Genomic DNA, 13,569 nt, shown 5'->3' with positions numbered 1-13,569 from the left:
ACTGAGACCTTGCTGCTCTGCGTCCCCGCCAGCCTGCGTGACCGGCTTTCGCCGGTGACACAATGATTTCGCGTCTCGAAACCCTTGTTGTTCCCCGAGGCTGAACCGGCATGGACATGCGTTATCCGGTCTACGGCACCGGGCTGTCGACCGCGCCCGCTTTCATGCTGCCTTGCGATGACGGGCCCTTGCGGAACTGCGCATAAGGCACACCCCGCTCCGGGTGCGCAGTAGTTTCATCGATGACGCGCTCGACATCGGGAACTTCGCGTAGCGCGGCCACGAACTGCGCCACTGGAAAGTTCGGTGCCACGCAGCCCTGGACCAGCATCCAACGCTGCCATACCGTCACCCACAAGGTACTCTGGCGCCACCCCGGCAGGTTGGCCGACAGCCATTGCAGCCGGCGGTGCGTGCTGTCGGCAATCTCCTCGTCGTAAGCGAAGGCGTTCGGCAGGCGGCAGCGCCCTTCCAGCCAACAGTGGTTGCCGTGCTCGATGCGGTGATGCGATTCGCGCTTCCACTCGGCTTCATTCACGCGCGGGCCGGCGGGCTCCGGGCAGTTGGGAATCGCAGAGGAGACCTGGAAGAACGGGTCATGACCGCGGTTCTGCAGGTCGTCCTCGGCATGCGTGCCGGGCGTCACCAGCATCAGCGCGCACAGCATGCAGCGGTAGTCGATCGTCATCGATGTCCTCCTGAGCCCGGCTTGATGCGAGGCGCCCCCCCGGAGGGCCAACTCCTGCCATGTCTCCATATCTGGTTTTACTAGAAATCCACACCGGCAGGCGCCACCGCGATCACCGGACTTGTCCGGTCCGGCCAGCGAATTGAACTGCCTAACCGCGGTACCCGGGTCATCCCCACTTCGCACTGACCTTCGGTCTGTGCGCTTTTTCGCATTAGCCCTCCACAGTGCCGGACCAGTTCGTCCAGCCCCAGACCGAACGGTCGAGATCGACCCGGAATTTTCGAGGAAATCCGGGGCGATCTTCGTGAAGTGGGCGTGGCACTCCTCGAGGCCGATGTCCGGCGGTAGGTCATAGAGGACGATGGCGGTGATCACGGGTACCTCCTTAGGTCGACGGGTCGTTGACATGCTGTAAGCCCGGGCATTCACGGGCGCGCGTCCAAGATAGGCGTCCCGGACGGTCGGGCCGCGGCATGGCATCTGCCGATACCTCTTCGCCCCTGGATACCGGCGGACAGTGCGGCGCGAGATGCACCAAGCGCTTCTGCGCGAGGTCGTCCGCCAGAAGCCAGGCCGAGCCGAGGCGTGTCGCACCTTCGCGCGGTATCAGATGTAGACTGAAATTGGACTTGTACTCAGGTTGCTGCATCGAGTGTCCCGACCATGTGGGGGACCGCGCGATTCACACTCATCGGAGACGCAAATGGCGACTGCTATCATCACCCCCCGGAACGACGGCCCGTACCACATCAAAGGCGACTTCAAGATTACCACCCAAGGCGGGAAAGAAATCGAGGTGACTAAGGATGAGATCTGGCTATGTCGATGCGGCCACTCGCACAACAAGCCATTCTGCGATGGTTCGCACAAGAAAGCCGGGTTCCTAAGCGACCTTGACGAAGAGCCGCAGGAAGGCCAGACACCTGATGCGTCGAACCAGTGATCGCCGTGACGTTCGTCAGGGCCGGTTGTGACCGGCAGCTGCGTATCGTGACCGGCAACTTCGAGGCTGAACGAAAATACCCATGCGTGGGTCGATGAGAAAATATCGAGGAGACACGAGATGAGCCTCCTGCCAGCTTCCTTCGCCCATGCTTATCTCCGCGCGCGCAATCTGAGCCGCACCGGACCAGGCCACGCCGCGAATGGCCAGTTCACCGCGCCGGACGTCCTAATCAGGTGCCGGCTCGGTGATCAAAGCCCGCACGCGCTGCAGCGTGACCGGCTCGCGGACGGTTTGGCCATCGCGTTCACATTCATACCAATACTTGTCGACCTGGTAATGCCCGGCGAACGGCCGGTCGATGAGCTCGATTTCAGTCAGCCATTTGACGACGAGAACTGGCCATTCGAGCTGAAGATTAAACGCGCACCTTTATCTGTTGCTTGTCCGCAACCGAGGCTCTGTCGTACGCCCTGTTGCGTTTGACAACGTGGGGGGTTGCGCCGCCTCCCAAGGCAGTCAAATACCACCGGCAAAGCCGGTGGCTTGAAATTGTGAGCGCCTCAAAGGCGGCCATGAAACCGTGAGCCGCCCCTGGCGGCTTACTCCATGACTCGCGTCATCTGGTCGTATCGTTCGTCCTCTTCCTCCTGATTGCGGATGTACGCTCGTACCATGTCCTCGTCCAGCCCCACCGTGGAAACGAAGTAGCCTCGAGCCCAGAAGTGCTCGCCGGTGAAATTTCGCTGCCGTGCGCCATACTTCCGGGCTATCTGAATTGCGCTCTCGCCCACGCCGACCGGCGTAAAGGTCAAACCTTGGTGAGTCCACCGGCAAAGCCGGTGGCTTACCTCACTGAGTCATTGCGTGCGGTCAGCTCCGCTGTTGCGATAAGAACGCGGTTTTCGCAACAGCGGCATCGTCGACGGCCGCCCACAGCGAATGACGGAGCGACTTGCGGCTGCTTTGTGACGACGCGAGAGGCGCTTGACGTTAAGGCTTATTCGACGCCTGCCGACACGCGCGGAGGCGCCGTCACATCCCTGTGGCCGATGGCAGGCATCGAATAACCCTTAACGGAAGTGTGAGTTCGCAAATGCAGGAAGCCGCCGTCCAGCTGCTCAATACCGCCACCGTAGGCAATCCGCCAGATTGCCGACGTAGAATCCAGACCGGCCCAATGTCGGCTAAGGCCGATGAAGCAACGTTCAACGTCGCGAATTGAATGGCCGCTTCCTGGGTAGAACCGACGCCTGAATGTCCGAGCGACGGTGCGGGCGAATGGCGGTTCCTGGCCGGACTGAGACGTTCGCGTAGCGGACTGGCGCAACAAGGAGCTGTCGGTGTTCAGCACGTTGGGGCCGCCCCCTGGGACCGGTCGACTGCTCCTGCACGCGCTAAGCTACCTGACGAAGTGGGAATGGATTCGACACGCCCGCTCCAAATACGCTTGGTGAACTGCACCCGCCACCGCGATAGACAGCCGCCGCGAGATAGCATAACGCTTACGGTGTTCAGCGTCGGGCGGTCAAAATCCTAGCGTTGTCGCTGCCTATCCCGGCATTCCGTTGTCAATCTGTATTGGCAGGAGGGCGCCGAGGATCTACCGGCGCAGTAGTGGCTCCGCGATGTGATCAAGGCTGCATCAGGGGAGGTCTGACCGAGGCGGACGTCGACCTTGAATGCGGGCCGGGCGGCGGCGTCGTCCCCCTGCACGGTCGGGTACCCGCTTCAGACAAAAGCGTTCCGGGCAATCTATCGACGGTCGAGCAGTTCGATCCGTTGTTGGATAAAGTGCGCAATCTCATCCGGCGAGAAGCGCCTCGCGTCGATGTAGCCATCGGTTTTGAAAACGCCATCGACCGGACCGTCATCCAGCTTTACAAACATAATGCGGTCGTGCTCCCGCGCCATGATGATGTCCTTGATCGCGCGGAATTCGACGCCGCACCAATCCTTCGCCTGGTAATCGCTGCCGATGCACACGACCACCAGCTTCGACCGTTTCCTGTAGATGTCCTGCAGCAAAACATCGAGGGAAGGACGTGCGAGCTGCGCCTGATAATTGTTGTCGTAAAAGTATGAATCGGGACCGACTAGGCGTTCGATCTCGCGCGCTATGGATTCGACGATGGGCCGCGCCTCGCCAGGAAACGAGAGAGCGATATCGAAGACATGCGTCGAAATATCCACCGTCTTGGTGGCATCGCGCGCCCAAGCCGGGAGAAAGATGTTCCGGCTTCTCAATACCTTTGCAAGGTTCACATCCTTAACGGCCCAGTGCGAACGGTTCATCTCCCACTTCGAGATGTCGAGTTCGAACGCCATCTCGTTCATGTCCGCAGCGGACAGGAACGGAGCAATCTCACGAATTTCGTACTCGATCCGGACCTCATCCCTGCGACGGATAACGTCCCGAATGACGCCGAACTTCGGATCCTTCCGGCAACCGGCCTCATATGACGGCGCTTCGCGATCGGCTTGCCGATTTGCTCGATGAGATGCGTCAGGATGATCGAGGAACCATCCCTATCAGGAGAAGCGTCGACGATCTTGTCCGTCTAGGCGGACACCTGCAGAGCCGGCCTCGTCTCGGCGGGGACCAGCTACCACACGGCTAAGGCCGGGGATACGGTTCACGAGCGAAATCGAGGGGCCGGCCTTGTGTACGACTTCTTCTATCGCGAATTGGGCATTTCCCGTTCAAGTGCGCACGCCTACATCCGCTGCCATCGGCGATTCGGCGGGGACGCTGAGGCTGTGAAGTACTTCAGTTTTTCTGAACTCAATCTTCTGAGCGCGTCTCACGTGACCGACGACCAGATTTCCGCGATTTTGGAGGAAAAGCGAACTAACCCGCAAATGACGCGCGCCGACGTGACGGGGATGCTGAAAGCGCTTCAGGCGAATATTGACGATTGCGAGCGTGGCGAAGACAGCCACGGATAAGCGGAGTAACTGCAAAGTCGCGGACTCACAACACAAAAGTCTGTACGTTTAATAGTGCGCTCGTTCGTTTCGCCGCTCACGCCGGGGGTGTCTGCCTTTTCAAAATCGCTGCTGGACGCAGCAATTCGGGCAGCCGGCAAGATTGGCTTTGACGTGAGGTCCATCGGCATCGCCCGGCTTGACCATAGGTCGCTGCAGCGTGGCGTGAACGCAATGGCCGGGACGGCGCGCGAACTTCGAAGTATGCGTCCTGACGCAAACTAAGCGCGCGCTCTAAATTTATTGTCGCGACAGCCGTTAATGACTTGGGTTCGTGTCAACCTACACAGTCGCATCGCGGCGCGACATACTCCGGCCGCCTATGCAAGGTGTTTGCAGTTAGAAACTTCAAATGGATCAGTCAAACGATGCGCGTCGCATATGTCTCCAAAGAAGTGGCGCGTAGCCTTCGCGCTGGCCGTCTACTGACGGACTTCTGTCTCTCGCCCGTCGCTGGTGGCTGGCAGGTGAAGTTGAGTCACATCGACGGTGGCGTCACGGCCCTGCGAGCCACCGGCTCTGGCGAATCGGGTCTGGACGACGCCGTCTTTGAAACCGCGGATTTGGCACTCTCTGCCCTCTTCGATATCGGGTTTGACGTCTATGCGGGAGGTCTCGGTTGCTGGCGCCCGGATCCAGCGATTGCCGAAAGGGAGCACGCTAAAATGCGAGCGCTGTTCGTTCAAGCAATCAGAGGCTCGCGGCGGTAACGCGAGGAAAGGTCTCGGCATGTTGGGGGTCGCCGGGGTCATCGCGCAAACACCGCTTGCCACGGCTCTCAAGGGATATTTAGCGTGGCTGCGAGCACAGGCCGCCAGTCATCCCTTGCTGGTCGGCGCGGCAGTTCTTACGGTCGGCCTTTTGCTGGTTGGAGCGGCGGTTCTGACGAACCGGCTTTTGCTCGCCCACGCGAAGCGCCGCGCGGTTGGACATGGATAGGAAAAGCGCACAGCGGTTTTTCCGTGCGCGAAACAAGGAAAACATATGAATTCAGACATTGGACCGATCGTGAGCATCGTCCTCGGGTTATCGGTAGTCGCCGCGATTCTCACGCGCGTTATGCAAACATCGTTTGGAACGTATCTCAAAGGGCATGCAGCTTGGCTGTTATCACAGTCGGCGACTCATCCCTTGGTAGTTGGAGCGGCTATTGTGACGCTAGGCGTTTTACTGCTTTTTGCGATGCACCGCGGGGTCGGACAAGCATAGGAAAAGACGCATGTCGAGGTATCTGGAACTGAAGGCTGAACTTGCGACGTGAAGTTGACCCGCAAAAACGGACGCCTATCCTTTTGAAGAGGAGGTGCCGAAATGGGCAAGCATCGTACCCCGTACCCGGCGGAATTCCGGGCGCAAATGGTTGATCTGGTGAAGGCCGGGCGCACGCCGGAAGAACTGGAAAAGGAGTTCGAGCCGACCGCGCAGACCATCTACAACTGGGTGGCACAGGCCGGTCGTGATGCGGGCGGGCGCCATGACGGGCTGACCACCGCCGAGCGGCAGGAGCTTTCGCGGCTGCGTCGTGAGAATCGGCAACTGAAGATGGAAAGAGACATACTCTCTCACGCAGCGGCCTGGTTTGCCCGGGAGACGGGAGCCGTATCGCCGAAGGATACGGATTCATGAGAGCGAACCGGGCCCGCTGGCCCATCGCCACGATGGCGCGGCTGCTCAGGGTCTCCACGAGCGGCTATTACGGGTGGCTGGCAAGAGAGCCATCGGCGCATGCACGCAGTGACGCGCAGTTGCTGGCGCGCATCCACACCCTGCATGCAAGCTCGCGTGGCACATACGGGGCGCCCCGTATTCACGCGCAGCTGGCGCGTGATGGGGTGCACGTGGGGCGCAAACGGGTGGCGCGTCTGATGCGTCTGGCTGGTCTGTGCGGGGCCACCCGCCGGCGCTGGAAGCTCACCACGCACCCGCGCGCAGGAGCGCGGCGCGCGCCCGATCTGGTGCGCCGCCACTTCAGCGCCGCCGCACCGAACGTGTTGTGGGTGGCCGATGCCACCTACATTCCGACCGGCGAGGGTTTCCTCTATCTGGCCGTCGTGCTTGATGTATTCAGCCGGCGTATCGTGGGCTGGGCAATGTCGAACCATCTGTACACCGAACTGATGCTGCGCGCACTGGACATGGCATTGTCGCAGCGGCGGCCCGTGGGCGTGATCCATCATTCGGATCAGGGGTGCCAATATACGTCGATTGCCTTCGGACGCCGCTGCCGCGAGGCAGGCGTGCAGCCATCGATGGGCACCGCAGGCGACGCCTATGACAATGCGATGTGCGAGTCGTTCTTCGGCACGCTCGAAGCCGAGCTGCTCATGCGCGAACACTTCGATACCCATGATCAGGCCAGGCGGCGCATCTTCTCCTTCCTGGAGGGCTGGTACAACGTACGCCGCCTGCACAGCAGCATCGGTTATCGCGCACCGCTCGAATTCGAAAGCCTGCATGCGCAGGAGCAAACGCCATCGCAGTGCGGGTTGCCCACCGCCGGGCAGCGTCACGGTCGTGACAGGCGACCCGCCGCCCGGCCGTGGACAACCCGAGATCCAACAATCCATGGAGGATCAGCAACACATTAAACCCAACTGCAAATCTGTCCGTCCAACCGGGTCAACCTCAACGTTGGACCTGAAAATCGAGGTCGCGCTTGCTGGCGAGAAAGTCAAGGCGATTCGCGACATTAATGCAAGGATGGATGAATGGGGCATCGGGCCGCAGGATCTTCAGAACGGCCCTGCACGCGAACACGGCAAGGTCCGTCGCAAATCTACATAACGGAAAAGATCGTGGGTTCATATCAACGCAAAGAGATGGTCGGGTTGGTAGCGTTGCTGCTCTTCTTGATGGCCAGCCTTCCGGATCACGTGATCGTGACCGGAGTGTTGTTTCTGGTCGGCTTTCTTGCGTTGGAGGATCTGTCAGAGACGGCGTTCCTGCAGGCGATGTTGGATGACACCATAAAGCGGACCACAAGCGAACCGGTGACCTACATTATCGACCCGTCATGCAGATTCAAGTGGCTTGTGTGGCGGCAAGCGCACTTCATGCGGCCTGTTAGGGACATCCCGAGCAACAACTAGGAAAAGACCATGCGCTACACGTTCAATGCCGGCATGTTGCTGTTGAAGCGAAAGATCACATGGCAGACGTTCAAGTACGCCATGCTGAAACGACCGGTGGCAGTAGCCGGACCGCGAGGCGGCTATATCGTTGACCCGGATTTCGAATAGGAAAGAAAGCATCATGGAAAGAACCGCCGCGCAAATCGAAGCCTACGAGAACGCTTCCGGGCAGGAACTGTTTGCCGCGATGGACCGTCGAGATGCCGCGATTGATGCACGATTCGCAGAGCACGTGGCGCGTGTTAAGAGCGCTCTTGGACTCTCGGAGCACTTCCAGAATCCCGAACTGCGCGAGCATGTCTCACCGCAGCACGTCTGATCGCACCTTGCAACGAAGGTTCGGCTCTTGACATAGACGCATACTAGGGACAATGGACGCGATCTGCCGCTACGCCGCTAGCGGCGTAGCGGCAACTATGCCGCGTTCATGGCAATGCCGATCAAAGCTGGGATTGGATCACGATAATGCTTGTAAAGAGCCCAGCAGGAGGTCATTCTCCGGTCGCCCGAATCGGCATAGTTTTAATGGCTAAAGACCGGCGCGTGTCAAGGTACTTGTCGCCTCAGTCATGCAGCCAAAGGCTGTTTAAGTGTGGCGAGCGAGGCCATCGTGACGACTGACTCGCGCTCCGGATTGAGGGTGACTGCGCCGATTGGCGTCCAGTCTCGCGTGGAGCGTGACCAGCGTGCCGGGTTGCGTTCCCGCGCCTGGACATACACCTCGTGACGCGCCGCGAGGATCGCGTGATCGTCGCCGTCATGGCGCTGCGCCGGACTGACGTAGCGGATGCTGCTGTGACGGTGGTCGAAGTTGTACCAATGCACGAAGTCGCTTGCCCAGTTGCGTGCAGCATTGAGATCGGCGAAGCCCGTGTTGGGGAACTCCGGTCGGTACTTGGCCGTGCGGAACAGCGCCTCGGCAAAGGCGTTGTCGTCGCTGACGCGTGGGCGCGAGTACGAGGGCTTCACTCCAAGCCAGTGAAGCATGGCCAGCACGGTCGTGGCCTTGAGCGTGGAGCCGTTGTCTCCGTGCAGCACCGGCTTGTCCGCCAGAGTAGCGATGCCCTCGGCCAGCGCTGTGCGCCGCACCAGATGGGCAGCATGGCTGGCATCGTCGCGCTCGTGCACCTCCCATCCGACGATCTTGCGGCTGTACAGATCGAGGATCAGGTACAGGTAAAACCATTGACCGGCGACCTCGGCGGGTAAATAGGTCATATCCCAGCACCAGACTTCCCGTGCTGCGCCAGCGATGTGCGTGGTCGGCGGTCGCCCCGCCCTGGGTGCTTTGGCCCGGCCGCGATGTGTGGTTTGCCCGTGCTCGCGCAGCACGCGGGCGAAGGTGGATTCGCTGGCGATGTACACGCCTTCATCAGCCAGCATGGGCACGATGCGCGCAGGAGGCATATCGGCGAAGCGCGGCTCGTTGGCTACGCGCAGCACCTCGGCACGCTCGGCGGCGCTTAGCGCATGCGCCGGTTGCGGGCGTACCGCATGGAGCCTGCCATCGCCCGATACGAGGCCCGCGCCGGCATTCCAGCGCTGCAGCGTGCGCACGTCGATGCCGGCCGTCTCGCAGGCCAGACGCAGCCGTGCGCCGGCCTTGTGCGCGGTGTGGATATCATGAGCCAGCGACTGGCGATCTTCGAGGCCGATCATTCGCCCTCGCCCGTGCTGAAGATCGCCGCGACTTTTTTTGATAGGACCAGCAGCGCGGCCGTCTCAGCCAGCGCACGGTCCTTGCGACGCAGTTCGCGCTCGAGTTCCTTGATGCGACGCCGGTCCTGCTGCGTCTGCTGGGGGCTGGCACGCGCCTCCTCGGGCTCGGCCAGCGCCTGCGTGGCGCTTTGCCGCCAGGAAGCCAGCTCGTGCGGGTACACACCGTTGGCACGGCACCATGCGCTCCTGGCAGCCTCATCCATCGTAGCGCTCGTCAGCACGGCGTCGAATCGGGCCGCCGCTGTCCAGGCCCGCTCGCGAGCGGGCCTGGACAGCGCATCACTGCGCCAGCGCTCCAGCGTCCCCACTCCCACGCCAACCTCACGTGCAACGTCTTCCAACGCCGCGCTCTCCGGCGGCAACAACCGTGCAACCGCTCTGTCCTTGAATGCTTGTCCGTATTTTGCCAATTCGCTTTCTCATCATCGCCCCCAGTTCATCGATTGTATTGGAGGTCGAGTGGCCCGAGGGAACTGCCCCCTCAGGCTCTCACAGATCCGTACGTGAATCTCTCGATTCATACGGCTCCTCTTGTCCGCCGTTCTTCGAAACAGAAATCCCAGTGCGCGAACAGTTGGGGAAGACTTTCCCGACATCGTTTGAGCCATGCCCAAGATCGTCGTTTGTGTCCCCTCAGCCGCTTGTACTTGTTGCGCGCCCACCCGCCAAGCCGTAAGTCTATTCTGACCAGGAACCGTTTTAGCGGCTCCGGATAGAAGGCACCGTAGTAATTCACCCATCCCCGTACCATTGGGTTTATGCGCCGCGCCAACTCGCGCAGTGTCAATGAGGTACTCCGATTAAGACTCATGCTTCGGATGGCCTGAGACTTACGCTTCAGCGCTTTTTGACTCACCGCGGGTCCGAAACCCGTGAACAACTGCCCCGCCCGATCTTGCACCGTCCGAGCGTGAAAGCTGAAACCAAGGAAGTCGAACTTAGTGTCGGTATGTTCCTCTCGACGTCGTCCATCCCTGCAGTACACCAAGCGCGTCTTTTCCGGGTGTAGCGAAAGCCCACAAGCGGTAAGCCGCGCCCGCAAGGCAGACAAGAATTTTTCCGCCTGCTGCTTCGTCCTGCAATGACAGACAACATCGTCGGCATACCGTTCAAACGGCACCTCCGGATGCTCAGTCTGAACCCATCGATCAAACGCGTAGTGAAGAAAGAGGTTAGCCAATAGCGGACTGATCACTCCACCTTGCGGAGTGCCTCGATCCCGAGCAACCAGCTCCCCGGTTTGCTTCTGTACCGGACTCTCTAGCCAGCGTCTGATGTAGAGTCGTGCCCATGGCTCCGAAACGTGCTTTTCTACCGCACGCCTGAGAAGCCCGTGGTCGATGGTGTCAAAGAAGGATTTCAGGTCAATGTCGACTACCCAGTCGTAGCGCCAGCAGTTCCTTCTCGCTTGCGCAACAGCTTGCTTCGCCGATTTGTTAGGCCGATAACCGAACGATGATGAATGGAATATCGCATCGATTCCCGGCTCAACCAGTAACTTGACCGCCATCTGAGCCACTCGGTCAGTGATTGTCGGTACCCCGAGAGGACGAAACCCGTCCCCCTTCGGTATCAGCACCTCCTTGACCGGTTGAGGAAAGTAACTCCCCGAACTCATTCGATTCCACAGAGCGTACAGATTTCTCGCCAAACGATTGCGGAAGGTTTCAATACTCTCCCGGTCCACGCCCGGTCCGCCTTGATTGGCCGCCACGCGTTTCCAGGCTTCCCAGATCAATCGCTTGGGTATCTCGAACGACTTGGCGTCAACCCCGGAATCATCCCGCGTCGCAGTTGTTCCATGATCACCACCAGACAAGGTCATGCCTTCGCTCCGGAAGTCATTACAACCCCTTCAACGCTACTACGCATGACTCCGCCCCTGTGCCTCGCATCGGTACTCTCACTCTCACGGGTTCTCCGCTTGAGTTTCTCCCTTGACATCGAGACGACAGGTTCCCAAGTTCCATATCCACGCCTGCAGAAAGGTCGCGCCACCTCTATGCCGGATGCCGTCAAACCCACCTTCAGGTTGCCGTTTGACTGATCCCGAGGCGTTGTCGAGTCCTCGGTTTTGACATCATTGCAATTATCGACACTTCTTCGATGGTTCACTTTCGTTCGCCTCCTTACTGCACACCTGACGGGATTCATCCCGCCTTTTCCACAGACGCTCACCACACCCGCTCTTAACGAGTGCAGCTCTGGGTGGTTTGGTATCACCGCCTGATCGGCGACACCGAGGGGCCGGCCCTCATCACGGATACAGCATGTACAGCGACGTACTGTCGCTTTCCTTCTTGGCACACCGACAAGTATTCTGACGCGGGGGGAGACCCATGAGAAACGCCGCGAGCTTACTGTCAGGCCGGTATCGTACGGGCTTGCCATCATGTGGTCCGACATTAGCGAGAATTTTCTCCTTCAGTTCCAGACTGGCATCCAGGTACATCTGGGTTGTCTGGAGCGATTCATGGCCCATCCACAAGGCAATGTTGAATGGATCCACGCCGGCTTGCAATAATTCCATGGCTGCCGTGTGCCTCAGCACGTGCGGCGCCACCTGTTTCTTTCGCAGCGAAGGACATCCCCTTGCAGCCTGGGTAGTGTACTTTTTCAGGAGACGTTGTACCGCGTCCGGACTGAGATGCCCACCTCGAACACTCGGAAACAGCGCGTCACTGTTGGGTATGCGAGGCTCTTTCATCCATGCTTTTAGAATAGCGGCGGTCTGCTTGCTAAAAGGGGTAACGCGCTGTTTTCGACCTTTACCCACAACATCAATGTGCGCGCCTGTGCCGAGGGTCACGTCCTCGCGTGTGAGGCCGGTCATCTCCGACACTCGAAGTCCTGTCTCCACACCCAGTCGGAGTAAAGCATGATCGCGACGACCACACCAGGTGCGCTTATCGGGTGCAGCGAGCAGCGCCTTGACTTCCGGCCGCGTCAGAAAGTGAATGAGCCTGCGATCGTAGCGTTTGCCGGGCATAGACAGCACGCGCTGGATCTGCGCGGAATACGCGGGCGCCTCGAAGGCCGCGTAACGGAAGAACGAGCGGATCGCCGTCAGGCGCAGATTCCGGGTGCGGGCACTGATGGCTCGGGTCTGCTCCAGATCATTCAGAAATGCCGTCACGAGCGGCGCATTGATGTCCTCAAACGCCAGATGATCCGGCGGTTTGTGCAGACGCTTGTAGGCAAAGCGGAGAAGCAGCCTGAACGTGTCGCGATACGAACTGATGGTGTGCGGACTGGCCTGCCGCTGTTGCATGAGACGTTCCGTAAAGAACCGCTGCACTAACGCTGGGAAACTGACGGTAGATTTCATGACACATCCTTCCAACGATGCTCCAGGCGCTTCATCGCCTGCTTCATGAGCTCTGGGTGCTGCTCTACATACCAGTATGTATCTCTCTCCCACTGGTGCCCGAGGAAGGTCGACAGCACCGGTAACCAACGCACCGGGTCTTTACCCGATCGGTCTAATCTCGCCAGCGTCGTGACCGCAAATAAATGGCGATAGTCGATCAGGCGCGGAGCGCGCCTTGTTGACGAATCGCGAAGACCGATTTCCCGTGTGAGCGCCGCAAATGTATGTGAAACCATGTCTCCATTGAGAGGGTTGCCTTGCGAAGTGATAAACACATGGGTTTACGGGCGCCCGGCAAGACATCGCTCGCGACGTCGAAGATAGTCTGCAAGTGCATCTCGGGTGGAGGAATGAATGGGAACCCATCTCGACTTGCCAAATTTGCTTCCCCGTACCGTCAGCACGCATTCTTTCAAGTCAACGTCTTCCAGTTCCAGATTGACCGCTTCACCGGGTCGCAATCCCGTGACGCTTAGCAAGCCTATCAGCGTAAAATAAGTCCACCGCCGTAGTCCCGATGCCGGAGGAAGGGCCACCGCCGCAGCCAATATCTGCTGGGTTTCCTCATCGGTGTAAAGGTAGGGAGCGCGCCGATGATACCGGTGCGGTAACAGTTCGGCCGGTGGAATCTCCGTGCGCGGATCGAAGGCATTCAGATAGCGTGCAAAGCCCCGCACCACACTTAATCGCTGAGCCCAGATCACCGGTTGAACTGACGGGGATTTTT

Annotated in this window: 14 protein-coding genes and 2 pseudogenes; 8 read left to right on the top strand and 8 right to left on the bottom strand. The window is 59.7% G+C overall.

Going from position 1 to position 13,569, the window contains the following annotated elements:
* Positions 1–130 precede the first annotated feature (130 nt).
* On the bottom strand, positions 131–688 hold the full coding sequence (locus P0D89_RS46840; protein ID WP_408366155.1) for a BON domain-containing protein: 558 nt from the start codon (positions 686–688) through the stop codon (positions 131–133).
* Positions 689–1,394: 706 nt separating this feature from the next.
* Here P0D89_RS46840 and P0D89_RS46835 point away from each other — a divergent pair.
* Together P0D89_RS46835 and P0D89_RS46830 are read left to right on the top strand one after the other, a co-directional pair.
* Positions 1,395–1,634, top strand: a complete 240-nt coding sequence (locus P0D89_RS46835; RefSeq protein ID WP_408366157.1) for a CDGSH iron-sulfur domain-containing protein — start codon at positions 1,395–1,397, stop codon at positions 1,632–1,634.
* A gap of 120 nt (positions 1,635–1,754) precedes the next feature.
* The gene (locus tag P0D89_RS46830; protein WP_408366159.1) at positions 1,755–2,120 is read left to right on the top strand and encodes a hypothetical protein; all 366 of its coding nucleotides are present in this window, start codon (positions 1,755–1,757) and stop codon (positions 2,118–2,120) included.
* Between the two features lie 116 nt (positions 2,121–2,236).
* Here P0D89_RS46830 and P0D89_RS46825 read toward each other — a convergent pair.
* Together P0D89_RS46825 and P0D89_RS46820 are read right to left on the bottom strand one after the other, a co-directional pair.
* Positions 2,237–2,425, bottom strand: a pseudogene (locus P0D89_RS46825) (transposase); the annotation flags it as partial.
* Between the two features lie 964 nt (positions 2,426–3,389).
* Positions 3,390–3,962: a toll/interleukin-1 receptor domain-containing protein gene (locus P0D89_RS46820; protein ID WP_408366161.1), complete on the bottom strand. Its 573-nt coding sequence runs from the start codon at positions 3,960–3,962 to the stop codon at positions 3,390–3,392.
* A gap of 336 nt (positions 3,963–4,298) precedes the next feature.
* On the opposite strand from P0D89_RS46820, the gene P0D89_RS46815 reads away from it, so the two are divergent.
* From P0D89_RS46815 to P0D89_RS46790, 6 genes and pseudogenes are all read left to right on the top strand, one after another.
* On the top strand, positions 4,299–4,583 hold the full coding sequence (locus P0D89_RS46815) for a hypothetical protein (RefSeq protein WP_408366163.1): 285 nt from the start codon (positions 4,299–4,301) through the stop codon (positions 4,581–4,583).
* 1,350 nt (positions 4,584–5,933) lie between these two features.
* Positions 5,934–7,078 (top strand): annotated as a pseudogene (locus P0D89_RS46810) (IS3 family transposase); the annotation flags it as partial.
* Between the two features lie 175 nt (positions 7,079–7,253).
* Positions 7,254–7,406, top strand: coding sequence for a hypothetical protein (locus P0D89_RS46805; protein WP_408378843.1), 153 nt, complete (start codon positions 7,254–7,256; stop codon positions 7,404–7,406).
* A gap of 11 nt (positions 7,407–7,417) precedes the next feature.
* Positions 7,418–7,711 carry a hypothetical protein gene (locus P0D89_RS46800; RefSeq protein WP_408378841.1) on the top strand — a complete coding sequence of 98 codons (294 nt, stop codon included), beginning with the start codon at positions 7,418–7,420 and terminating at the stop codon, positions 7,709–7,711.
* A 9-nt stretch (positions 7,712–7,720) separates the two neighbouring features.
* Positions 7,721–7,861, top strand: coding sequence for a hypothetical protein (locus tag P0D89_RS46795; RefSeq protein WP_408378838.1), 141 nt, complete (start codon positions 7,721–7,723; stop codon positions 7,859–7,861).
* 13 nt (positions 7,862–7,874) lie between these two features.
* A complete protein-coding gene (locus tag P0D89_RS46790; RefSeq protein ID WP_408378836.1) occupies positions 7,875–8,072 on the top strand; it encodes a hypothetical protein in 198 nt (65 codons plus the stop codon).
* Between the two features lie 248 nt (positions 8,073–8,320).
* Here P0D89_RS46790 and P0D89_RS46785 read toward each other — a convergent pair.
* The 5 genes from P0D89_RS46785 to P0D89_RS46765 all read right to left on the bottom strand — a co-directional run.
* Positions 8,321–9,882, bottom strand: a protein-coding gene (locus tag P0D89_RS46785; protein ID WP_408378833.1) for an IS3 family transposase whose coding sequence is annotated in 2 segments (ribosomal slippage) — positions 8,321–9,444 and positions 9,444–9,882 — 1,563 coding nt in all. Because the reading frame shifts where the segments join, the coding sequence is not laid out codon by codon here.
* A 107-nt stretch (positions 9,883–9,989) separates the two neighbouring features.
* A complete protein-coding gene (gene ltrA, locus P0D89_RS46780; protein WP_408378830.1) occupies positions 9,990–11,297 on the bottom strand; it encodes a group II intron reverse transcriptase/maturase in 1,308 nt (435 codons plus the stop codon).
* Between the two features lie 432 nt (positions 11,298–11,729).
* A complete protein-coding gene (locus tag P0D89_RS46775) occupies positions 11,730–12,800 on the bottom strand; it encodes a tyrosine-type recombinase/integrase (RefSeq protein WP_408378827.1) in 1,071 nt (356 codons plus the stop codon).
* Positions 12,797–13,078, bottom strand: coding sequence for a site-specific integrase (locus P0D89_RS46770; protein WP_408378824.1), 282 nt, complete (start codon positions 13,076–13,078; stop codon positions 12,797–12,799). Before P0D89_RS46770 ends, P0D89_RS46775 begins: the two co-directional genes overlap by 4 nt.
* A gap of 45 nt (positions 13,079–13,123) precedes the next feature.
* The coding region (locus tag P0D89_RS46765) for a tyrosine-type recombinase/integrase (protein ID WP_408378821.1) at positions 13,124–13,569 on the bottom strand (446 nt) is incomplete at its 5' end.

This window comes from Paraburkholderia sp. RL18-085-BIA-A (assembly GCF_046027075.1).
Taxonomy (GTDB): domain Bacteria; phylum Pseudomonadota; class Gammaproteobacteria; order Burkholderiales; family Burkholderiaceae; genus Paraburkholderia.
The sequence above is the reverse complement of the archived record's forward strand: the minus strand, read 5'-3'. Positions and strand labels throughout refer to the sequence as shown.